A 22,587-nucleotide genomic window follows, 5' to 3' on the forward strand; every position below is an offset into this window, starting at 1 on the left:
GGCCGTCGGAGCGGTTGCCGGCATCACGCTCGGCCTGGAAAAACCAGGTGCGGATGGTCTGCGCCGAGGGCTCAAACGCTTTGGCAAACTCGGCCGGGCTCCGCCCTGAGAGCACCAGCTCGACCATCTGCTCGCGGCATGCCGCGGAATACATTGGTAAGGTTGCTGCCATCGTGGCTCACGCCTTCCGACCAAAGGATTGGGTATCCACGAATTCGGGTCAACTCCAATCCCGGAGCAGCGCCCCGCATGCCCAGCACGGCTCAGCACCCGGCTCGGCTCCGGGCAACGCCTGGGAGCGGTTACTTTTAGGCGCTCCTCGGGAAGCCGCGTGGCCCCCTCCCGTGGTGGCCCGGACCGGAAATGGCGTATAATGAGCCAGTTAGGACTGGGAGGAAGGAGGCCGCAGTGACCATCTGGGTGGATGCCGACGCCTGTCCCGGCGCGGTGCGCGAGATTGTTCTCAAAGCCTCCCGACGTACTGGGATGCCGGTGGTCATGGTCGCCAACCGCGATATGCCCGAGCCCAAGGCGGCCAACGCCTCCTTCGTGCGGGTCTCTGCGGGGGCGGAAGTCGCCGACCACTATATAGCGGACCACGTGGCAACCTCCGATCTGGTGGTTACCGCCGACGTCCCGTTGGCGGCACAGGTAGTCGAGCGGGGCGCCTTGGCTATCTCGCCACGGGGGGAGGAATATACCGCTGAATCGGTGCGCCAGCAGCTGTCCATGCGGGATTTCATGGAGTCCATGCGCGGCGCCGGGCTGGCCGGGGGTGGGCCGGCGCCGGAGTCCCAACGCGACCGCCAGGCCTTCGCCAACGCCCTGGACCGCTGGCTGGCCCGCCAAACGGGCCCCAACGACTGAGAGAAGGCTGCCGCGGCAATGGCCACCGAAGCCCACCATGGGGAAGCCTGCGCCCTATGCGGGCGGCGGGGTCCGCCCCTGACCAAGCATCATCTGATCCCGCGCGCCATGCACAACCGCAAGTGGGCCCGCCGCCGCTTCGGTCGGGAGGGCATGCAGGCGGGGGTGATCTGGGTATGCGAGCCCTGCCATCGCCACATCCACGCCACTCTCTCCGAGAAGCAGCTGGCCCACGAATACAACACCTGCGAGGCCCTCCTGGCCCATCCCGAGATCGCCCGCTTCGTGGCTTGGATCGCCGACAAACCGGCGGATCTGGCAGTGCGCTCACGCGAGCGACGGCACTGAAGGGATCCGCCCGCATCTCCCGCAGGAAAGCCCCCCGAGCTGTTTGCCTGGAGCCCTGGGCAGCCACTTTGACCAGCCTTCTTCTGCCCCCTTAATTCCTGCCCTCCGGGCCAAAAGCCCGGGGCCCCGGCAGGCACACCCAAGTTGCTGCCTGACGGCCCACATCCCCTTGCCGTAACGACTAGCAGGCGACCATTGCCGTAGGCACTGCCTGCATCACCTGAGGGGATCGTCTGGCTGACCGAGGACAACCCCGAGGCCCTTTATCCCCTCGGGAACCTGGACGCATCGCCGGCATCTCCGGGTTCAGTGTGCCATCCCCGTCGGCCCGCCGGGTTAGCCGCGGGTGTCGGCGTTCACCAGCGCCAAGACCGGCCTCATTCTGGCCCTCGAGCCCGCTCTGGTGCCAGGGCTCTCGGCTCTACCGGCCGACATCGCTGCCGGGCTAATCCGGGCGGATGTGGCGGTTCGTGTGTTCAAACAGCGTGATGTGAGCGGGCCCGGGTCTATTTCTAGGAGTGGGCGCCCCCCCCCCGATCGTCGGGATCGACTGAATATCGGAGCTGATCCACCTGGGGGTGAGGATTGCTTGCCTGACCAGGCACCGAAGGGTGCCGGCCGGGAGCGGATCTGGCCTATCCTCAGGAGGTCGTGCGGCGGTCCCCGGCCATCCTCGTCGGCTGCAGGTCCGGCAATCGCTTATGGCCCAAGCAGGTGGCTACCCGGGCCGGCTGGGATAAAGTGTCCACGATACGCCACGGCGAGCTTTACGAGATCAAATCAGCGGACATTTCGCAGCCAGGGCCGGCCCATAAGGGTAACCTGACCCAGCTTAAACGTATCTTCCGGTCATCGGTGCATGGGACTAACGGATGAGCCGGGCCAGCTGGCGGAATTGGTCCGTTCCCGCCCGTTGCAGCCATTCGAACAACACCGACTCCACATTGGACACCGGCACCCCTAGAGCGCGCAGGCGGTCGAGGGCGTTGGCCTGGTGCGCCGGCCGCCGCGAGCATACCCCATCGGCGACGACAAAGGGGGTGTAGCCCGCCTCCAGCAACTCGACCGCGGTCTGCACCACGCACACGTGGGCCTCCATGCCGGCAATCACCACCTGATTGCGGCCGGTCGCCGACAAGGCCTCGGTGAAGCGCGCCTCGCCGCAACAGGAGAAACTGTCCTTGGCGATGAAGGCGGCATTCTCTGGAAAGTGGCTGCTCACTTCGGGAATGGTTTCCCCCAGCCCTTTGGGGTACTGCTCAGTGACGACCACCGGAATGGCCAGCTCCTTGGCGGCGGTCAGCAGGGTCTGCACCGTGGCCAGTACCTCACGCCGGGCATCCGGGGGCATGGCCGGGGCCAGCTTCTCCTGGATATCCACGATGACCAGATGGGAGTCCTCGGCGCGGGCGAGGGTCATGACAGCCTCCGGCGAAGGGATGGGGCCAAGCGGTTAGCTGGGTGGCATGATACCCCAACCCGAGTCGAGGGACAGGGGTGGCCGAAGCCACCCGACACCGGCATGCCCTCGGCCGGGGCCGTGCCAGTGTGGCATCCAATGGTGCCGTCAGCCCTGGGGACTTTCCCCCATTTGGCCGCAGTACTGCTCCAGATGGGCCGGAATATCCTCGGGACACTCGCCGCAATCCTGGTTACCGGGAACGGCGTAATCAATGAACTTGGGATAAGGCAGGTTGAGATCGTTCATGATCTCGATGAACTCCGACCGAGTTTTGCCCGAGCCCAACCGCGGATTGCGCTCCTTCTCCTGAGCAATGGAGGATACGTGACGGCCGTTGTAATCGTGCGCAGGGAACACCAGGGTGTCATCGGACAGGGCGAACAGGCGCCCGGTAACGCTATCGTAGAGCGTTCCGGCATCGCCGTTCTGGAAATCGGTGCGGCCGCAGCCGTCGATCATCAGGGCATCGCCGGTTAGTACCCGGTCGGCCACGCGATAGGCCAGGTGGTTATCGGTGTGCCCCGGCGTATGGATGGGCTCCAGCCCGATGTCGTCGACTGTGAACGGGATGCCGTCCGCAAGGGGTGCCTCGGTGCAGGACAGGCCGTCCAAGGCCGGGCCCGCGATACGGCTACCGGCCTCCTGCTTGAGCATCTTGGCCGAAGTGATGTGGTCGGCGTGGATGTGGGTCTCAACCGTGTAGGCCAGTGACAGGCCCAGCTCGCTGATCACCTCGAGATCCCGCTGCCAGGTGGGTAGCACCGGATCGACGAGCAGGGCCCGACCGGTCTCCTCGCTGGCGATCAGATAGGTGTAGGTGCTGGAAATGCCCTCGAACAGTTGCCGGAATATCATGGATGGCTTTCCTTCATTGCGATTCAACGCCACAGGCTGTTTCTGGGCCTTGGAGCAACCGGTGTGGCCGCGGGTTTCCCCCGCTAGGCCCGGCCCCGGCTGTGGCCGTCGCCGAGGCCACCGGCGACCAAATGGGCTACCCGCAGGGGCTCTGGGATACTACCGCGGAGGGCCCAGCGCCGCACGGCCGCCTCGGCTTCGGCCGCCGACAGGCCCGCCCGCTGCAGGTGGATTCCGGCCACCGACTCCATGGCCCCGGTGCGCTGGATGGTACGCCATTTGCGCGCGCCCTCGGGCACCTTGGCTGTTAGAGCCCGTTCCATGGCGGCGAGGTCGGGGGCCCGCCGGGCCACGATCACGGCCGGCAGGTTCAGGGCGTGGTAAAGCAGGCGGACGTCCACTATATTGAACCCGGCAAAGGCGATCCCCTGCAGAAACACCAGCTGGAGCTGGGGATAGAACCGGGAAGTGGCCACCAGCCGGACCAGCTCGGCGGTGGCGTCGGCGCCATCGCGAGCCACCGTTCCCGAAAGAACGCCGTCGAGGCGGTCGCCAGCGAACACCGTTCCCACCACCTGTACCGGATCTCGCGACCCTCGATCAAAGGGGGCGTCGTCGAAACCGACAGCATGACTGAAGCGATAATCGGTCATGGCGAGCCATCCCGGAATGGGCTCTTATTGAAGCGGGGTCCCCGCCGCGATTCGCCTTCGCGGCCGCATCGGTCGCAACAAGGAGGTCGCTCCTACAAGACGGCCCCGGCCCTCAGTGGGCCTCTTCCCAGTTGGCCCCCGTGCCCAACTCCACTTCCAGGGGCACTTCCAGATCATCGACTCCGGTGGTCATGAGGCCGGGTAGCCCGTTCTGCAGACGCTCCAGCTCGCCAGGCGGACACTCCAGAACCAGCTCGTCGTGGACCTGCATGAGCAGGCGAGCGACTAGGTCCTGATCCCAAAGCCAGGCCGCCACATTGATCATGGCCTGCTTGATGATGTCGGCCGCCGTTCCCTGCAGTGGGGCATTGATTGCCTGGCGCTCGGCGGCAGCGCGCAAACCGGGATTGCTGGACTGGATGTCCGGGATGTAGATGCGCCGGCCGCGCAGGGTCTCCACATAGCCGGTGGCGCGCACCTGCTCCCGGGCCTGGTCCATGTACCCCCGCACTCCCGGATAGCGCTCGAAGTAGGCATCGATGTAGGCCTGGGCTTCGTCGTTCCCGATCTCCAGCTGCTGCGCCAGGCCCCAGGCGGACATGCCGTAGATCAGGCCGAAATTGATGGTTTTGGCGGCCCGGCGGGCGGCCGAGGACACCTCCCCGCCATCGACGCCGAAGACCTCGGCGGCAGTGGCTGCGTGGATATCCTCGCCTTCGGCGAAGGCTTGCCGCAGGCGCTCGTCGCCGGAGAGGTGGGCCATAAGCCGCAGCTCGATCTGGGAGTAGTCGGCCGCCACCATGGTCCAGCCCTCGGCCGGGACGAAGGCCTTGCGGATGCGCCTGCCCTGCTCGCTGCGCACCGGGATGTTCTGGAGGTTTGGCTCCGCCGAGGAAAGACGGCCGGTGGCGGTGTTGGCCTGATGGTAGCTGGTGTGGACCCGGCCCGTGTCCGGGTTCACCAATTTGGGCAGGGCGTCGGTGTAGGTGGACTTGAGCTTGGCCAGGCCGCGGTATTCCAGGATGCGCGCCGGCAGGGGGTAGTGCTCGGCCAGCTGGCTCAGGACCTCCTCGTTGGTGGACGGTGCCCCCTTGGGCGTGCGCTTGGCCACCGGCAGTTCCTGCTCGTCGAACAGCAGCGCCTGGATCTGCTTGGGCGAATTGAGGTTGAACTCGCGGTCCGCAAGGGCGAAGGCCTGTTCCTGGGTGCGCGCCATCTCCCCGGCCAGCTCCTCGGACAGCTCGCCCAGCAGCCCCAGATCCAGGCGCACCCCGGTGCGCTCCATGCGCGCCAGCACGGGCATGAGCGGCAGCTCCAAGTCGCGGTAGAGGGCCTCCAGTCGAGGCTCGGCCGCCAGGTCCGGGGCCAGGTCCCGGTACAGCGCCAAGGTGATCTCGGCGTCCTCGCTGGCGTACGTCACCGCCTCCGCCACCGGCACCTGGTCGAAGGTCACCTGCTTGGCGCCCTTGCCGGCCACCTCGGTGTACTTGGTGGTGGTCCGACCCAACCGCTCGCTGGCGAGGGTGTCCATGTCGTGGCTGTGGCGGGTGGGGTTGAGGACGTAGCTCATGAGCATGGTGTCTTCGAAGGGGCCGGCCACCGCCCAGCCGGCGCGTTGGAGCACCGACAGGTCGTACTTGAGGTTCTGGCCGATCTTGACGGCGCCGCCGGCAAGGGCGTGGGCCAGGGCCCGGCGTGCCCGCTCCGGATCCAGCTGGTCGGCGCTGCCCTCCCCGCTGTGCCCCACCGGCACGTAGTAGGCCGCCCCCGCCTCTCTGGCGAAGGAAAGGCCCACCAGATCGGCGCGCACCGCCGACAGGGTGGTGGTCTCGGTATCGAAAGCGAAGTGCTCGGCTCCAGCCAAACCTTCGGCTAGCTCGGTGAGGGCGACCTCGTCGGTGACGGCGTGGTAATCGGCGGCCGGTCCGGCCTCCTCGCCGTTGCCCAGGGCCCGCAGCATGCTGGTGAACTCTAGGTCCCGGAACAGGGCGCGCAGCTCGTCGGTGGCCTCCTCGCCCCGGGTCAGATCGGCCAATGTGCGGTCGAGATTCAGGCCGCAGCGGATGGTAGTAAGGTCCTTGTTCAGCTGCAGCTGCTCGGCGTGCTCGCGGATGCGCTCGCCCACCTTGCCGGTTAGCTCGTCGGCGTGGGCAAGCAAACCTTCTAGGCAACCGTAGGTCTGCAGCAGCTTGGCGGCCGTCTTCTCACCCACCCCGGGCACCCCGGGGATGTTGTCCACCTTGTCGCCCACCAGGGCCAGGAAGTCAGCCACGGCCTCCGGTCCCACCCCCCAGCGCTCGCGAACCGCGTCCTCGTTAATCAGGCGGTCCTTCATGGTGTCCAAAAGGAGGGTCTTGTCGTCCACGAGCTGGGCCATGTCCTTGTCGCCGGTAACGATCATGACCTCCCGGCCGAGGGTTTCGGCCTGGGCCGCCAGGGTGCCGATGACATCGTCGGCCTCCACGCCGTCCTCCACCAGCACGGGCAGACCAAAGGCGGCCGCCAGACGGTGGATGTAGGGCAGCTGCTCCGCCAGGTCTTCGGGCATGGGAGGCCGGTTGGCTTTGTAGTCCTCGAACAGGTCGACCCGGAAGGTGGGGCCCTTGGGATCGAACACCACGCCGAGCTCGTCGGGGGCGTAATCCTGGATCAACTTGAGCACCATCTGGGCGAAACCGTAGGCAGCGCCGGTGCTCAGGCCCCGGGAATTGGAGAGGTCGGGCAGGGCATGATAAGCGCGAAAGATGTAGGAGCTGCCGTCCACCAGGAAGATGAGGCTGCTATCCGTGTTTTGCCCGGTGCTCGCCATAGGCGGTATGCTCTCTTGCTTTGACCGGGACCGGTCTACGGTCCCTGAGCCGTTGCTTCCAGAGGCACGAAGGTATCATGAAAGATCAGGCCGATTCTTTGTCAGGGCTAGCGCGGGAATTCATCCATCCCGGCGCCTCGGCGGCCAACAGCGCCTGGAACGACGAGATCATGGCCGAGTTCAGCCATGGCTTTGAGAATTTGGCGGACGTGGAGCCGGCCGTCACTATTTTCGGCTCCTCCCGCATCGGCGAGGACAGTCCCTACTACCCAATTACGGCCGAGATCGCCCGCCGCCTGGCCAGCCAAGGCTTCTCCATCATCAGCGGCGGCGGACCGGGCCTGATGGAGGCCGCCAACCGTGGTGCCTGGGGAGGAGGGGGCGAAAGCATTGGCCTCAACATCGATCTTCCCCACGAGCAGCAAGCCAACGGCTTCCAGACCCGGCAGCTCCAGTTCCGCCATTTCTTCGCCCGCAAGGTGATGTTCGTGAAATACGCCACCGCCTACGTGGTCATGCCAGGCGGCTTCGGTACCCTCGATGAGCTGGTGGAGGCCTTGACCCTGCAGCAAACGGGCAAGAGCCGGCGCTTCCCCACCATCCTAGTGGGCAGATCCTTCTGGCAGGGGCTAATTGACTGGTTCGAGGACAGTCTGAAGGCCCAAGGTGTCATCACCGCCGAGGACTTGGAGCTGTTTCAGGTGCGCGACGACCCCGACGATGTGGTCCGCCTAATCCTCGACTTCTACCAGCGCGAGAACGGCCCGTCCCGGGAACAGGCCGAGCCCGAATTCTGAATTCCATCCAGGACCGCTAACCCTGGTATCATTCCTTCAACCTCGCGCCTTCCACGGTATCGATCATGTACTCTACCTTCCTGCGCTCCGCTATCCTACTTCCAGGCCTTTTTCTGACTTTGCCGGCTGGGGTTACCGCCCAGGAGCAGGAAGGGGGTGACATCCCCCCGGAGCACCGCATCGCCCCGGGTGAAGGCGACCCCGAGGTGACCATCATCCAGCAGAAGGACATGACCATCACCGAATACCGTTCCGGTGGCCGGGTTTACATGATCAAGGTGGATCCCGACGTGGGTCCGCCTTATTACCTCGTGGACCGCACCGGCGATGGCTCATGGGACCGCCGCATGGGGCCCGATATCGCCGTGCCCCAGTGGACCATCTTCGAGTGGTAAGCCGCGCCGGCCCCCACGGCGCAAACGGTTAAGGAACCTGCTTAGTGTCGGTCTACACCTCGGTCAGCCAGGAGCAGCTGGAAACCTTCATCGGGCATTTCAGCCGGGTGGGAACGCCCTTGGAGCTGGTGGGTATCTCCCAGGGGGTGGAGAACACCAACTACTTCCTGGTAACCGATCGCGACGAGTACGTGCTGACCCTGTTCGAGCGGGTGCCCGAGGAAGACCTGCCCTTTTTTCTGAACCTCATGGCCTTCCTAGGCGACCGCAGCCTGCCTGTCCCGCGTCCGGTTGCCGACGACGACGGCAATTACCTGCGCTACCTGGCCAACCGTCCCGCAGCGATCGTCACCAAGCTACCGGGCCGCACTGTTTATTACCCGGGCGTCGAGCATTGCGCGGCAGTGGGTTCTGTTCTCGGCCGCATGCACCGCGCCGGTCAGGAATTCCCCCGCTCCCGGCCCAATCCGCGCGGGCCGTCCTGGTGGCAGGATACTGCCGCTGCCCTGGAAGGGGACCTGGAAGCGGACGAGCAGCGATTGGTGGAAGACGAGCTCACCTACCAGTATCATAACCGCCGGATCGATCTGCCCCGGGGGGTCATCCACGCCGACCTCTTCCACGACAACGCGCTGTTCCAGGAAGGCGAGCTTACCGGGGTGATCGACTTCTACTACGCCTGCAGTGACGTCCTCGCATTCGACTTGGCCATCGTCGCCAACGACTGGTGCATCCACCCCGACGGCACCCTCAATCCCTACCGGGCCAAGGCCCTGCTCCACCACTACCACGCCGAACGCCCGCTGGCGCGTAACGAGGAGGCCCTGTGGCCGGTGATGTTGCGCGGGGCCGCCCTGCGCTTCTGGCTCTCCCGGCTGTGGGACTACCACCACCCGCGTGCCGGGGAAATCACCTCCACCAAGGACCCCGAGCACTTCCGGGCCATCCTGGAGGCCCGCCGCGACCTGCCCCGCAACGCCTGGATGGGCTGGCCGAAGGATGTCGTTGACTGAGTGAGGGGGTGAGTAGTGAGGCGTAACGGCCAAGGCGGTACGGCGCAAGCGTTATCCGCAGATGACACAGATGGCCGCAGATGAAAACCGAAAACGGCAGAGAACTGCCGATGGGCCCTGCCTCCGACCCTATTGGGCCAGGCTTTTCGGTAAACTCAGGCTTTTAGATTATTTTCCTGATTCATTTTATTAACGGCCTTGCCTTCCATCTGCGTTCATCGGGGTAATCTGCGGATAACGCCGTTGGTGCTGCCTTTACCCCTCACACCTCACGTCTCACCCCTCACTCAAGCCTTTCCAGTCCCGCGTACTCGGTAATCAGCCACTTCTCCTCGCCGAGCTCACGGAAGAACACCCGGACCCGGCCCTTGGGCCCGGCACCCTCGCAGGCCATGACCACCCCGGCCCCGAAGCGAGGATGGCGGACCCCTTCTCCCGGGGGGAACGGCGGCGCTTCCCGGCCTCCCATAGGGTCGGCCCCGGGGGCGGCCATGCCGCCGAGCTGGATCTCGGGCTTGGGTGTCAGGTCCTTGAGCTTGTCCGGGGCGATCTCCTCGACGAACCGGGACGGCGGGTTGGTCTGCTCCCGGCCGTGGAGCCGCCGGCGCTGGGCCATGGTCAGGGTCAGCTCCTGCATAGCCCGCGTCATGCCCACGTAGCAAAGCCGGCGCTCCTCTTCCAGGGCGACGTCGTCGTCCAGGGTCCGGAAATGGGGGAACAAGCCCTCCTCCATGCCGGTCAGGAAGACCTTGCGGAACTCCAGGCCCTTGGCGGCGTGCAGGGACATCAGCTGGACCGCATCCTCATCGGGGTCAGCACGGCCCTCGCCGGCCTCCAGGGCGGTATGGGCGAGGAAGGCGGACAGGGCGTCGTCCTCGCCGGCAATCTCGTCCTCGGCGAACTGTTCGGCGGCGCTGACCATCTCCTCCAGGTTCTCCACCCGGTTGTCGGCCTCGGCATCGCCCTTGGCCGCCAGCGCCTCGGCCAGACCCGTTCGCCGCAGGACCCGCTCAACCAGATCGCCCAAGGCCGCGGTATGGGAAGTCTCGCGCAGCTCGTCGACAAGGCGAATGAAGCCTTCCAGACCGGTGGCCGCCTTGCCCCGCAACCGGCTCTCGGTCAGGGCCCGCTGCGCCCCGGTCCACAGGGAGTCGCCGCCGGCGGCGGCGCGTACCGTTGCCAGGGATTTTTCGCCCACGCCACGGCTGGGGTGATTCACCACCCGATCAAAGCTGGCGTCATCGTGCGGATTGCGCAGCAGCCGCAGGTAGGCCAGGGCGTCCTTGATCTCGGCGCGCTCGAAGAAGCGCATACCGCCATAAACCCGATAGGGCAAACCGGCCCCGAGCAGGGCCTCTTCGAACTGGCGGGACTGGGCGTGGGAGCGGTAGAGGACGGCACAGTCGGAGCGCGGGTGGCCGGCCTCCACCCATTTCTGGATCTCGCGCACCACGTACTGGGCCTCCTCCCGCTCGGTGGGCGCCGCCAACCAAGCGGGGAGCGGCCCATCGCTGGCCTCGGTCCACAGCTCCTTGCCCATCCGGCCCGTGTTGTGGCCGATGACGTCGTTGGCGGCGGCCAGGATGGGCTGAGTGGAGCGGTAATTGCGCTCCAGCCGCACCACCTGGGCCGCCGGGTAATGGTCGGAAAAGTTCAGCACGTGCTCTACGCGGGCACCGCGCCAGCCGTAAATGGACTGGTCATCGTCGCCCACGGCGAAGAGGTCGTCCCCCTTGGCCAGCAAGTTGCTTAACCACAAGTGCTGCACACGATTGGTGTCCTGGAATTCGTCCACCAGGACGTGGCGGAAACGATCGCGATAGTGGGCGGCCACTTCGGGCTGCTTGCGGAATAGCTCCTGGGTGCGCAGCAGGAGGTCGCCGAAATCCACCAGCCCCGAGCGGTGGAGGGCGGCCTGGTAACGGCGGTAGAGGGCGACCATGGTGGCATCGTTGTCCCCAGCCTCGGCCTCCGCCGGGGTTTGGCCGTCTTCCTTGAGAGCGTTGATGGCCCCCTGGACGCGGCGCGGATCAAAGGCCTTCTCGTCTACCCCGGCGTCACGGACGACCCGCTTGACCATGCGCTTCTGGTCCTCGGCGTCCAGAATCTGGAAATCGGCCGGAAGATCCAGGGCCTGATGGTGTGCCCGCAGCATTCGGTGGCACAGACCATGGAAGGTACCGATCCACAGGTTGACGACGCTGATTCCAAGCAGGTCCTCCACCCGCTCCCGCATCTCGCGCGCCGCCTTGTTGGTGAAGGTCACTGCCAGCACCGAGCCCGGCGGTTCCCCCAGGTGGCCCACCAGGAAGGCGATACGGTGCGTCAAGACACGCGTCTTACCGCTGCCCGCCCCGGCCAGGATCAGGCTGGGGCCTTCGGGCAGACTCACCGCCTCCTGCTGCTGCTGGTTGAGGCCGTCAAACATCGATCCCGGTCTCTTGCTCTTGCTGATTGTTTTGCATTTGTTCCATGCAGGCCGCGACCACCTCATTGCGGTTGACCAGGCCCACCACCACGGCCGCATCACGGGGGGAGCGCACGGGGAAGCCCTGCAGGCCGTAGGAGGCCATCAGGTCCATGGCCTTGACGGCCCCATCGCCAGGATAGAGGTTGCGCAGGTCCTCGGACCGATGCAAGTAGGGCCCTAGATCGATCAGGCCCTCATCGTCCGGGGCCACCAAGCCCGCCTGAAGGAGGCCGGTCAGGTCCACCAGGCCCAGGAATTGCGCCTCCTCGTCGGACACCGGAAATACCGCCTGAATCCCCGAATCCGCTGTGGCCTTTTCCAATTCCTCATGGCTGGCCCGCAACGGCAGGCTCCGGAAGTCGCTAACCATGACCTCGTTTACCGGGATGGTGCACTTCTGTCCGGCCTCCGGCAGGGCGGGCTCGGACAGCTCCCGCAGGTGTAGGGTCCAGGCGAAAACGGACTGGGCCTTGAACCAGTCTCGCGAGGTAACCGCCGCGGTCACCGTAGCCAGCATGACCGGGAGGATCACCGCCGGGTTCTGGACCAGCTCGAAGACCGCCACAATGGCGCTGAAGGGAGCGTTAAGGATGGCTGCCATGCCCGCGGCCATGCCAATGATGGCCCAGATGGCGGTACCGCCCACTTCCATTGGCACCACCGCCCGGGCCATCTCCGCCAGTATGGCGCCCAGCAGGGCGCCCATGAACAAGGAAGGGCCAATGGCACCACCCCGGGACTGCGTTCCCAGGCTAATGGTAGTGGCCGCTAGCTTGGCCACCAGCAGGGCGGCCATGCCCAATAATGTCAGTGAGCCGGCAAACACGTCTTCCAACAGGCCGTAACTGACGCCCATGATCCCCGGAACCGCCACCGCCAATAGGCCGACCCCCAGGCCACCCAGGGCCGGTAGGGCCCAGGTGGGTACCGCCACCCGCTCCTTCAGGTGGTACACCCCCTCCAGCCCCCGCAGGAGGAAAAAGGACATCAGGGCCGCCCCTAGGCCGATAACCCAGTCCAGCGGCAACAGGGGCAAGGGATGGGTGGCCACTTGCGGAACCTCCAGCACCAGCCCGCGGCCTATGCCCATCTGCGCCACTACCGTGGCAAGAACGGCGCTCACCACCACCGGGGCAAACAAGATCAGGGTGTATTCGCCCAGGATCACTTCCAGGGCGAACACCACCCCGGCCAGGGGGATATCCAGGGCCCCTGCGAAGGCCCCGGCCGCACCTGCCGCCACCAGGATGCGCAGATGGTCGGGGTCGATGTTGAGGTACTGGCCCACCTGGGAGCCAATGGCCGCCCCCATGTGGATGGAGGGCCCTTCCCGGCCTACGGAATGGCCCGAGCCGATGGCCAGGACACCGAACAGGAACTGGGCGAAGGCGCTGCGGGCGCCCAGGTGGCTGGCACCGTAGGCCACCTGCTCCAGCACCCTGCTGACGCCGACGTCCGAATGGCGGGGAAAGACAAAGGTGGCCAGCAGGCCCACGGCCAAGCCGCCGGCGGCGGGTAACAGGAGCCGCCCCCAGGCCGGGAGGCCGGCAAAGCCCTCGCCCAGGGTTACCCAGTAGGCGGCCTCGCCGATGGCCACGCGAAACAGGAGAACCACCGCTCCCGCCAGGATGCCCACGAACACCCCCAGCAGCATTAGCCGGAGGCTCCAGTGCTCGCTCCAGGTGCGTAACAGCTTGGGAAGGTCCATGGGCCCTCGCGGCCGAGGGGATTGGGGAAAAGCCGGACCTGTCGGCGTTATTCCACCGTAACCGATTTGGCCAGGTTGCGCGGCTGATCCACGTCCGTGCCCTTGAGCACGGCGGTATGGTAAGCCAGAAGCTGCAGCGGCACGGTGTACAGCACGGGCGCCAGCAGCTCACCCGGATCGGGCAGCTCCACCACCGCCATGCCCTCGCCCGCCGGCGGGCCCTGCCCAGGCTCGGTGAGCACCACTACATCGCCGCCGCGGGTGCGCACCTCCTCCAGGTTGGCCAGGACCTTGTCCAGCAGCTGGTTATTGGGGGCCAGGACGAACACCGGCATTTCCTCGTCCACCAACGCCAGGGGGCCGTGCTTGAGCTCGCCGGCGGGATAAGCCTCGGCGTGGATGTAGCTGATCTCCTTGAGCTTGAGCGCGCCTTCCAGGGCGATGGGGTAGAACGCGCCGCGGCCCAGGAACAGGGCGTGCTCCCTGTGCAGGAGCCGCGCCGCCACCTGGCGCATGGGCCGATCCAGCTCTAGTATACTATGGATCCGGCCGGGCAAGGACCGCAGCTCTTCCCGCCAGGTGGCGGGTTCGGCCCAAGCCGCGCCCTGGCTCTCCTTGGCCGCCGCGGCGGTGAGCAGGGCCAGCACCGTGAGCTGGGTGGTGAAGGCCTTGGTGGAGGCCACACCAATCTCGGGACCGGCCTCGGTAAACACGGTGGTGTCCGCCGCGCGCGCCAGCGAGCTCTCGCGCACGTTGCATATACTCAAGATGGGGCCGTGGCCCCGGCTCTTGAGCTCCTGCACGGCCGCCAGGGTGTCGGCGGTCTCGCCGCTTTGGGAGATGGCGATGATTACCGTGCCGGGGCGCACCACCGGGTCCCGGTAGCGGAACTCCGAGGCGATCTCCACGGTGGTGGGGACGCCGGCCTGGGCTTCCAGCCAGTAGCGGGCCACCGCGGCGGCGTGGTAGCTGGTGCCGCAGGCCAGGATGAGCACCTCCGCCACCCCCGACCAGGTTGCCGATAGGCCCGGGGCGATGTCTTCGAAACCCCAATCGGGGTGGTCCAGGCGGCCCTCCAGGGTCTCGGCGATGGCAGCGGGCTGCTCGAAGATCTCCTTTTGCATGAAGTGGCGATACTCGCCCCGCTCTACCTGGTCCACCCGGATGTGGCTGGTGCGCACCGCCCGCTCCTGCGGGGTGCCGTCGATGTCGGTGACGGTGAAACCGTCCCCGTTGAGCTCGACGAAGTCGCCGTCGGCCAGATCCACCAGCTCCTGGGTCACCGGCACCAGGGCGGCGGCGTCCGAGGCGAGGAAATGCTCGCCCACGCCCACCCCGAGCAACAGGGGGCTGCCCTTGCGGGCGGCCACGATGCGCCCCGGGTGGTGGGCGTCCACACCTGCCAGGGCGTAGGCCCCCTTCAGGCGGTGGGCCACCCTGCGCAGGGCGTCGAACAGGTCCGTGCCCGCCGCCAGCTCGCGGTGAATGAGGTAGGGGATGGTCTCGGTGTCGGTCTGGGAGGCGAAGACATAGCCGTCGGCTTCCAGCTCGACGCGTAGCTCGGTGTGGTTCTCGATGATGCCGTTGTGGACCACCGCCACCCGATCGGCGGCGGTGTGGGGATGGGCGTTGCCGGCGCAGGGGCTGCCGTGGGTGGCCCAACGGGTGTGGGCGATGCCAGTGTGGCCGGCGACCTGGTCACCGCTAAGGGCTTGCTCCAGGGCCCCCACCTTGCCCTCGCAGCGACGGCGGACCAGCCCCGCGTCGCCCGCCACCGCCAGCCCGGCGCTGTCGTAGCCCCGGTACTCCAGCCGGGACAGGCCCTCCAGCAAAACCGGGACCATATTGCGCTCGCCCACTCCGCCAATGATGCCGCACATCTATTCCGGCTCCTCCGGCCCGCGCTGCTCGGGGCGCTTCCAGTCATAGCGGGTAACCGCTCTGGCACGGGAAAGGGTTAGCGCGTGAGCGGGGGCATGCTTGGTGATGGTGGAGCCGGCGCCGATGGTAGCCCCCTCGCCTACGGTTATCGGCGCCACGAGCTGCACCGCCGAGCCGATGAAAGCCCCAGCGCCTATGCTGGTACCATGCTTGCGGTGGCCGTCGAAGTTGCAGGTTATGGTTCCCGCGCCCAGGTTGGCCCCAGCACCGACCTCGGCATCCCCCACGTAGGACAGGTGATTGGCCTTGACCCCATAATGCAGGTGGGCGTTTTTGGTCTCCACGAAATTGCCCACCTTGGCGCCCTCCTCGAGCACCGTGCCACTTCGCAACCGGGCGAAGGGGCCCACCGTGGCCCCTTCGCCCACCACCGCGCCGTCGATGTGGCTCCGGGCCTCCACCACCGCGCCGGCCTTCAGGCGGCAGTTGCGAAGAAGGCAGCCCGGACCAATGTGGACACCTTCGCCTAGGACCACATCCCCCTCGAACTGGCAGTCCGGATCCACCACCACGTCCGGGGCCGGCTCCACCCGGCCATAGACAGCGGTTCGCTCGGGATCCCGAAGGGTCACACCCGCGGCCATTAGATCTACCGCCACCCGGCGTTGATAGGCGGCCTCCGCTGCCGCCAGGTGGATGCGATCATTGATCCCCTGGACCTCCGTGGCGTCGGCCACTCCATGGGCGTGCACACCACCTTCCACCGCGGCAATGCCCACCACATCGGTGACATAGTACTCGCCCTGGGCGTTGTCGGCCGTCAGCTGGTCCAGCCAGGGGCCCAGGCGCGGACCGCGCACCGCGATGATGCCGGTAAACACCTCGCCGATGGCCCGCTCCTCGGGCGTTGCGTCCTTCTCCTCGCGGATGCCGGCGACCCCGCCAACCTCGTCCCTCAGGATTCGGCCGTAACCGGTGGGATCCGCCGGGTGGGCGGTAAGGATACCCACATCGGCGCTGGTTTCCGAAAGGTCCGCCACCCACTTGCGCAGGGTGGTGCCTCGCAGCAGCGGAACATCGGCGTTGAGCACCACCACCCAGTCGGCCTGGCCGAAACCCGGCCCGGCGCGGCGAACCGCATCGCCGGTACCCAGCTGCTCCGGCTGGTCTACCAAAGTCACCTCTGGGGCCCCCAGCGATGCCCTGACCGCCTCCGCACCGTGGCCGACCACCACGCGGATGGTTGCTGGCTCCAGGGTCCGAGCCGCGTCGATAATGTGGCTGAGCATGGACCGGCCGCCCACTTGGTGGAGCACCTTGGGCAGGCTGGAGCGCATGCGGGTCCCCTGACCCGCCGCCAAAATCACCACCTCTACCGTCATGCCGTTTTTTCCCCTTTCGACAAAGGAAGGGGGCGCGCCATGGGCCGCCCCCGAATCCCGTTACCGTCAGGTACCGGCGTCGTCGGCGCCACCGACAACCTCAGGCCTGGCCCCGCTCACGGTGACGGCGATAGACCCGAAGGCGGGCGGTGGCTTCCATCAGCTCGGCCTTAGCGCGCGCAAGCTCCATGTCGGAAGTCTGTTCCTCAAGGGCCTGCTCGGCACGCCGCTTGGCCGCCTCGGCTGCGGCGGCATCGATGTCGGGGGCCCGCTCCACGGTATCGGCGAGAATGGTCACCACCGAAGGCTGGACCTCCAGGAAGCCGCCGGAAACGAACAGCACCTCTGCGTCCCTGCCCTCGTGCTGAACCCGCACCTCACCCGGGGTTAAACGGGTTATGAGCGGCGAATGGCCGGGCATGATGCCGACCTCGCCCATCTCGGCCGGGGCGGCAACCATCTCGCTCGTTCCGGAATAGATCTGGCGTTCGGCACTCACCACGTCGACGTGGATGGTCATTCCCATTGCGCCCTCTTTCCCAAAGGATCGAACCCGGTAGCCGCGGACGGATCAACCCCATCGCTACCGGGCGAACTTGGCTTAACTGGCCTTCTTGAGGGAGTTGGCCTTATCCACCGCTTCGTCGATGGTGCCGACCATGTAGAAGGCCTGCTCCGGGAGCTCGTCGTATTCGCCGTCAACGATGCCCTTAAAGCCGCGGATGGTCTCGGCCAGCCCCACGTACTTGCCCGGCGAGCCGGTGAACACTTCCGCCACGAAGAAGGGCTGGGACAAAAAGCGCTGGATCTTCCGGGCACGCGCCACGGTCAGCTTGTCTTCCTCGGACAGCTCGTCCATACCCAAGATGGCAATGATGTCCTGGAGCTCCTTGTACCGCTGGAGAACCTGCTGGACCCGGCGGGCGGTGTCATAGTGCTCCTGGCCGATGATCTGGGGATCCAGCTGGCGGCTGGTGGAATCCAGCGGGTCCACTGCCGGGTAGATGCCCAGCTCCGCGATGGAACGGGCCAGCACCACGGTGGCGTCCAGGTGGGCGAACGTGGTGGCCGGCGCTGGGTCGGTGAGGTCGTCCGCCGGCACGTAGACCGCCTGGACCGAAGTAATGGAGCCGGTCTTGGTGGTGGTAATGCGCTCCTGCAAGACGCCCATCTCCTCGGCCAGTGTGGGCTGGTAGCCCACCGCCGATGGCATGCGGCCCAGAAGGGCGGAGACCTCGTTACCCGCCAGCGAGTACCGGTAGATGTTGTCGATGAACATCAGGACGTCACGGCCCTCGTCGCGGAACTTCTCCGCGATGGTCAGGCCGGTTAGCGCGACGCGCAGGCGGTTTCCTGGCGGCTCGTTCATCTGGCCGTAGACCAGCGATACCTTGTCGAGGACCTCCGACTCCTTCATCTCGTAGTAGAAGTCGTTGCCCTCGCGGGTGCGCTCCCCGACGCCTGCGAAAACGGAGTACCCGGAGTGCTCGATTGCGATGTTCCGGATCAGCTCCATCATGTTCACCGTCTTGCCCACGCCGGCCCCCCCGAACAGGCCGACCTTGCCGCCCCGGGCGAAGGGGCACATGAGATCGATCACCTTGATGCCCGTCTCCAGGATGTCGGCGGTGGCCGACAGCTCCTCGTAGGGCGGGGGGCTCTGGTGAATGGCCTGGGTCTCGTCCTGAGGGACGGGACCGGCCTCGTCGATGGGGTTGCCCAGGACGTCCATCATGCGGCCTAGGGTCTTCTCGCCCACTGGCACGGTGATGGGGGCGCCGGTGCCCTTCATTTCCATGCCGCGCTTGAGGCCGTCGGTGGAGCCCATGGCGATGCAACGGACGGTGCCGTCGCCGGTGTGCTGCTGGACTTCCAGGATCAAATCGCCGTCCACCAGCTCCAGGGCATCGTAGACTTCGGGCATGCCGCCCTCTTCGAAGTCCACGTCCACCACCGGACCAATGATCTGGACGATCTTTCCAGTTCCCGTGGATTCGCTCATTGTCGTGCCCGCTTCCTCTAGCTTGGGAATTCGGTCGACGCCCAGGGCGCCGCTTACCCGGTGCGACTGGTCTCAGCCTTCCAAGGCCGCCGCACCGGAGGTGATCTCCGCGAGCTCGGCGGTAATGGCCGCCTGACGCGCCTTGTTGTAGGACAGCTTGAGGTCCTCGATGAGGTCCTCAGCATTGTCGGTGGCGCTCTTCATGGCCACCATCCGGGCCGCCTGCTCGGAGGCGATATTTTCCACGATGCCGTGGAATACCAGGGACTCCACGTAACGCTCCATGAGTCCGTCGATGACGGCTTGGGGCTCGGGCTCGTAGATGTAATCCCAGTGCAGCTCATCCGGATCGGCCACATCGGTGATTGGCAGGATCTGCTCGGTCTGGACGCTCTGGGTCATAGTGTTTACGAAATGGTTGTAGACCAGATAGACCCGGTCCAGCTCCCCGGCCGTAAAGGCGTCCATGACCACCCTTACGGCACCGGCGATGTCGGTCACCTCGGGAGCGTCCCCAAGGTCCGAGCGCTCCGCCATGATGTCAGCTCCGATCCGGTTGAGGACCGGCAGGCTTTTCTTGCCCAGGGCGGCGGCCCGGTAGCCGATTTCCTGGTTCTGCAGATCCTCCATCAGGTTAATTGCCGCCCGCATAACGTTGGTATTCAGCCCGCCACACAGGCCCCGGTCCGAAGTGATGATGATGATGCCGGCGTTTTTCGTCTCCCGCCCCTCCATGAAGGAGTGGGTATACTCCGGATGGGCCCGGCCGACGTGCCCTATCACCTGCCGCATCTTGTCGGCGTAGGGGCGAGCGGCGTGCATGCGGGCTTCCGCCTTCCGCATCTTGGAGGCCGCAACCATCTCCATCGCCGAAGTGATCTTCTTCGTGTTTTCGATGGAGCCGATTTGCTTCTTGATGTCCTTGGAGCTCGGCATCCCGTTCTCCGCTCGTTGGCAGGCCGTCTAACCTTTTGAGGTTATTAGGCGTGCTTCTCCTTGAAGTCCTTGAGGGCCTCGTGTAGGCCGGACTGGATCTCGTCGGTCAGCTTGAGCTCCGAGGCGACCTTGTCCATCAGGGCCTTCTGCTGGGAATGCATGTACTCATGCAGGGCCTTTTCGGTGTCCACAATCTTCTCCACCTCGATATCGTCGAGGTAGCCCTCGTTGGCGGCGAACAGGGAAACGGCCATCTCCGGCACCGACAGGGGCTGGTACTGACCCTGCTTCATCAGCTCTGTCACCCGCTTGCCCCGCTCGATCTGGTTGCGGGTGGCCTCGTCAAGATCCGAGGCGAACTGGGCGAATGCCGCCAGCTCGCGGTATTGGGCGAGGTCCGTCCGGATGCCGCCGGCCAGCTTCTTGATGATCCCGGTCTGGGCCGAGCCACCCACCCGCGACACCGACAGCCCGGCATTGATGGCCGGCCGGATGCCCGAGTTGAACAGGTCCGACTCCAGATAGATCTGGCCATCGGTGATGGAGATGACGTTGGTCGGCACGAACGCGGAGACGTCGCCGGCCTGGGTCTCGATGATGGGCAGGGCGGTCAGGGACCCGGTCTGCCCGGTCACCTCGCTGTCGGTCTTGTCTTCCACAAACTTGGCATTGACCCGGGCGGCCCGTTCCAGCAGCCGGCTGTGGAGGTAGAAAATGTCGCCGGGGTAGGCCTCGCGGCCGGGGGGCCGGCGCAGCAGCAGGGATACCTGGCGGTAGGCCCATGCCTGCTTGGTTAGGTCGTCGTAGACGATCATCGCGTCCTGGCCGCGGTCGCGGAAGTACTCGCCCATGGAACAGCCGGCGTAGGGAGCGATGTACTGGAGGGTGGCGGACTCGGAGGCGTTGGCGGCGACCACGATGGTGTGGTCCAAGGCGCCCTCTTGCTCCAGCTTGGCCACCACCTGCGCCACCGAGGAGGCCTTCTGGCCCACGGCGACGTAGATACAGGTCACCCCCGCACCCTTCTGGTTGATGATGGTGTCCACCGCCACCGCGGTCTTGCCGGTCTGGCGGTCGCCGATGATCAGCTCACGCTGCCCGCGGCCGATGGGGACCATGGAGTCGAGCGCCTTGATGCCGGTTTGCAGGGGCTGGTCCACGCCCTCGCGGGCGATCACTCCCGGGGCTATCTTCTCGATGGGCTCGTGGCCGGTTGGCTCGATGGGGCCCTTGCCGTCGATAGGCTCACCCAGGGGGTTCACCACCCGGCCGACCAGGGTCTCGCCCACCGGAACCTGCATGATGCGACCGGTGGCCTTGACGGTATCGCCCTCACGGATGTGGGTATAGTCGCCGAGAACCACCCCGCCTACGGCGTCGCGCTCGAGGTTGAGCGCCATGCCGAAGGTGTTGTTGGGGAACTCCAGCATCTCACCCTGCATGACGTCCTCGATGCCGTGGGCCTTGATGATGCCGTCCTGGACGGCAACCACCGTGCCCTCGCTGCGGGCTTCGAGGTCCTGCTCGAAGCCTTCGATCTGCTTACGGATCAGTTCGCTGATTTCCGAGGTGTTCAGTTGCACCAATATTCCCCTATCCTCACGGCCTTTTCAGGCTTTAGGCCCGTTTTCAGGCTTTTAATTGGTTACGGAGCTGCTCCAGTCCGCCCCGGACGGAACCGTCAATCACCAGATCGCCTGCCCGGATGACGAGGCCTGCCATCAAGGACTGGTCCACCTGGCTTTCCACGGTGACCTTCTGGCCCAGCCGCCTTTCAAGGCGGTCGGCAATGGTCTGCTGCTGCTCGGCCGACAAGGCTTGGGCCGCGGTGATCACCGCGTGGACCTCTCCTTGGGCGCTGCGGCGCAAAGCCTGATAGATCTCGTGGATTTCGGGCAGAACGGCCACCCGGTCGTTGGCGAACAGGGTGTCGAGCAACCGCGCGGCCTCCTTATCCATCCGTTCTCCCGCGACTTCCCGGAAAAGCTGCTCCTTACGCTCCTGGGGGACCCGGGGATTGGTCAGCAGCTTCTCCATTCTCTCGTCGCTGCTAATGGCCGCCATTAGGGGCAAGGCTTCTTCCCATTCCTGGAAGGTCCCGTGGTCCTTGGCCAGCTCGAAGACCGCCTCGGCGTAGGGCCGGGCTATGGTATAGGCGTCGGCCATGGGGCCCTCCTTATAGGCGCTCGACTAAGCGGTCGAGAACGTCGGAGTGGGCCTGGGCGTCGATCTCGCGCTCCAGGATCTGCTCGGCGCCTTCCACCGCCAGGTCGGCCACCTTCTGTTTAAGCTCTTGGCGCGCCCGGTTGAGGTCCTGGTCAACCTCCTCGCGGGCGTTGGCCACGATCCGGTCGGCTTCCTGCCGGGCCTCGCCGGCGGCTTCCTCACGGATCTCGTTGGCCCGCCGCTCGGCGGCCGCCACCATCTCGTTGGCTTTTTCCTTGGCCTCGGCGATGGTGTCCTTGGCCCGCTTCTCGGCGAGCTCCTGCTCCTTTTCGCCCTTCTCGGCCGCCTCCAGGCCCTCCTGGATCTTCTGCTGGCGATTGGCCAGGGCAGCGTTGATGGGAGCGTAAACGTACCGCTGGAACAGCCAAATGAAGATCACGAAGGTGATCGCCTGGCCGATCAGGGTCAGATTCAGGTTCACGGTCGTACCCCTATGATTGGTCCCGAACGACGCAAGCCGGGCGGCCTACGCCGCCCGGGTGCCGGGTGCGTTCGCTAGCCCAGGAACGGGTTGGCGAACACGAACCACAGGGCCAGCGCCAGCACGATGAAGGGGAAGGACTCCATCAAACCGGCGAAGATGAAGGTGTTGGTCAGGAGCTGGGGCCGCATCTCCGGCTGGCGGGCGATGCCCTCCAGGGCCTTGGAGGTGATCATGCCCCAGCCGAGGGCCGAGCCCAGGCCGGCGGCACCGAGGATGATGCCCACGGCGATAGCGGTGGCGGCGGTGATGATGGTGGCAGGTTCCATCGAATCCTCCTGCGGTTGGCGAAGCGTGGAAGA

The 22,587-nt window shown here is 66.0% G+C and carries 20 protein-coding genes; 5 read left to right on the plus strand and 15 right to left on the minus strand.

Features of this window, described 5'->3' with window-relative positions; all coding sequences use genetic code 11:
- The first annotated feature begins 408 nt into the window (after positions 1-408).
- Positions 409-867, plus strand: coding sequence for a YaiI/YqxD family protein (locus V5A19_RS04995; RefSeq protein ID WP_332327724.1), 459 nt, complete (start codon positions 409-411; stop codon positions 865-867).
- Positions 868-885: 18 nt separating this feature from the next.
- A complete protein-coding gene (locus tag V5A19_RS05000; RefSeq protein WP_332317475.1) occupies positions 886-1,215 on the plus strand; it encodes a hypothetical protein in 330 nt (109 codons plus the stop codon).
- An 865-nt stretch (positions 1,216-2,080) separates the two neighbouring features.
- On the opposite strand, the gene V5A19_RS05005 is transcribed toward V5A19_RS05000, so the two are convergent.
- The 4 genes from V5A19_RS05005 to polA form a co-directional block, all read right to left on the minus strand.
- A complete protein-coding gene (locus V5A19_RS05005; RefSeq protein ID WP_332317474.1) occupies positions 2,081-2,635 on the minus strand; it encodes a hydrolase in 555 nt (184 codons plus the stop codon).
- A 147-nt stretch (positions 2,636-2,782) separates the two neighbouring features.
- Entirely contained in the window at positions 2,783-3,532 is a 750-nt protein-coding gene (locus V5A19_RS05010; RefSeq protein WP_332317473.1) for an MBL fold metallo-hydrolase, read from the minus strand.
- Positions 3,533-3,615: 83 nt separating this feature from the next.
- Positions 3,616-4,185: an endonuclease dU gene (locus V5A19_RS05015; protein WP_332317472.1), complete on the minus strand. Its 570-nt coding sequence runs from the start codon at positions 4,183-4,185 to the stop codon at positions 3,616-3,618.
- Between the two features lie 112 nt (positions 4,186-4,297).
- Positions 4,298-6,994 (minus strand): DNA polymerase I, encoded by a 2,697-nt coding sequence (gene polA, locus V5A19_RS05020; protein WP_332317471.1) that lies wholly within the window; start codon positions 6,992-6,994, stop codon positions 4,298-4,300.
- Positions 6,995-7,071: 77 nt separating this feature from the next.
- Between polA and V5A19_RS05025 the strand changes: the two genes are divergently transcribed.
- The 3 genes from V5A19_RS05025 (at position 7,072) to V5A19_RS05035 (ending at position 9,199) form a co-directional block, all read left to right on the plus strand.
- Entirely contained in the window at positions 7,072-7,791 is a 720-nt protein-coding gene (locus V5A19_RS05025; protein WP_332317470.1) for a TIGR00730 family Rossman fold protein, read from the plus strand.
- A 65-nt stretch (positions 7,792-7,856) separates the two neighbouring features.
- A complete protein-coding gene (locus tag V5A19_RS05030; protein ID WP_332317469.1) occupies positions 7,857-8,186 on the plus strand; it encodes a DUF2782 domain-containing protein in 330 nt (109 codons plus the stop codon).
- Between the two features lie 44 nt (positions 8,187-8,230).
- Positions 8,231-9,199 carry a homoserine kinase gene (locus V5A19_RS05035; RefSeq protein ID WP_332317468.1) on the plus strand — a complete coding sequence of 323 codons (969 nt, stop codon included), beginning with the start codon at positions 8,231-8,233 and terminating at the stop codon, positions 9,197-9,199.
- 283 nt (positions 9,200-9,482) lie between these two features.
- Here the strand turns inward: V5A19_RS05035 and V5A19_RS05040 are convergent, their stop codons facing one another.
- The 11 genes from V5A19_RS05040 to atpE form a co-directional block, all read right to left on the minus strand.
- Positions 9,483-11,627 (minus strand): UvrD-helicase domain-containing protein, encoded by a 2,145-nt coding sequence (locus tag V5A19_RS05040; RefSeq protein ID WP_332317467.1) that lies wholly within the window; start codon positions 11,625-11,627, stop codon positions 9,483-9,485.
- On the minus strand, positions 11,620-13,377 hold the full coding sequence (locus tag V5A19_RS05045) for a chloride channel protein (protein ID WP_332317466.1): 1,758 nt from the start codon (positions 13,375-13,377) through the stop codon (positions 11,620-11,622). The genes V5A19_RS05040 and V5A19_RS05045 overlap by 8 nt, the downstream gene beginning before the upstream one ends.
- A gap of 47 nt (positions 13,378-13,424) precedes the next feature.
- A complete protein-coding gene (gene glmS / locus V5A19_RS05050; RefSeq protein ID WP_332317465.1) occupies positions 13,425-15,257 on the minus strand; it encodes a glutamine--fructose-6-phosphate transaminase (isomerizing) in 1,833 nt (610 codons plus the stop codon).
- Positions 15,258-16,640 carry a bifunctional UDP-N-acetylglucosamine diphosphorylase/glucosamine-1-phosphate N-acetyltransferase GlmU gene (gene glmU, locus V5A19_RS05055; RefSeq protein WP_332317464.1) on the minus strand — a complete coding sequence of 461 codons (1,383 nt, stop codon included), beginning with the start codon at positions 16,638-16,640 and terminating at the stop codon, positions 15,258-15,260.
- Between the two features lie 100 nt (positions 16,641-16,740).
- Positions 16,741-17,166 carry a F0F1 ATP synthase subunit epsilon gene (locus tag V5A19_RS05060; protein WP_443081395.1) on the minus strand — a complete coding sequence of 142 codons (426 nt, stop codon included), beginning with the start codon at positions 17,164-17,166 and terminating at the stop codon, positions 16,741-16,743.
- A 75-nt stretch (positions 17,167-17,241) separates the two neighbouring features.
- A complete protein-coding gene (gene atpD / locus V5A19_RS05065) occupies positions 17,242-18,642 on the minus strand; it encodes a F0F1 ATP synthase subunit beta (RefSeq protein ID WP_332317462.1) in 1,401 nt (466 codons plus the stop codon).
- Between the two features lie 72 nt (positions 18,643-18,714).
- Positions 18,715-19,578: a F0F1 ATP synthase subunit gamma gene (atpG, locus tag V5A19_RS05070; RefSeq protein ID WP_332317461.1), complete on the minus strand. Its 864-nt coding sequence runs from the start codon at positions 19,576-19,578 to the stop codon at positions 18,715-18,717.
- A gap of 44 nt (positions 19,579-19,622) precedes the next feature.
- Entirely contained in the window at positions 19,623-21,161 is a 1,539-nt protein-coding gene (gene atpA / locus V5A19_RS05075) for a F0F1 ATP synthase subunit alpha (RefSeq protein WP_443081394.1), read from the minus strand.
- Positions 21,162-21,207: 46 nt separating this feature from the next.
- Complete coding sequence (locus V5A19_RS05080; protein WP_332317459.1) at positions 21,208-21,744, minus strand: F0F1 ATP synthase subunit delta; 537 nt, start codon at positions 21,742-21,744, stop codon at positions 21,208-21,210.
- Positions 21,745-21,754: 10 nt separating this feature from the next.
- A complete protein-coding gene (locus V5A19_RS05085; RefSeq protein WP_332317458.1) occupies positions 21,755-22,225 on the minus strand; it encodes a F0F1 ATP synthase subunit B in 471 nt (156 codons plus the stop codon).
- Positions 22,226-22,299: 74 nt separating this feature from the next.
- Complete coding sequence (atpE, locus tag V5A19_RS05090; protein WP_054964908.1) at positions 22,300-22,554, minus strand: F0F1 ATP synthase subunit C; 255 nt, start codon at positions 22,552-22,554, stop codon at positions 22,300-22,302.
- Positions 22,555-22,587 lie beyond the last annotated feature (33 nt).

The organism is Thiohalorhabdus sp., from assembly GCF_036628635.1.
Classification (GTDB): domain Bacteria; phylum Pseudomonadota; class Gammaproteobacteria; order Thiohalorhabdales; family Thiohalorhabdaceae; genus Thiohalorhabdus.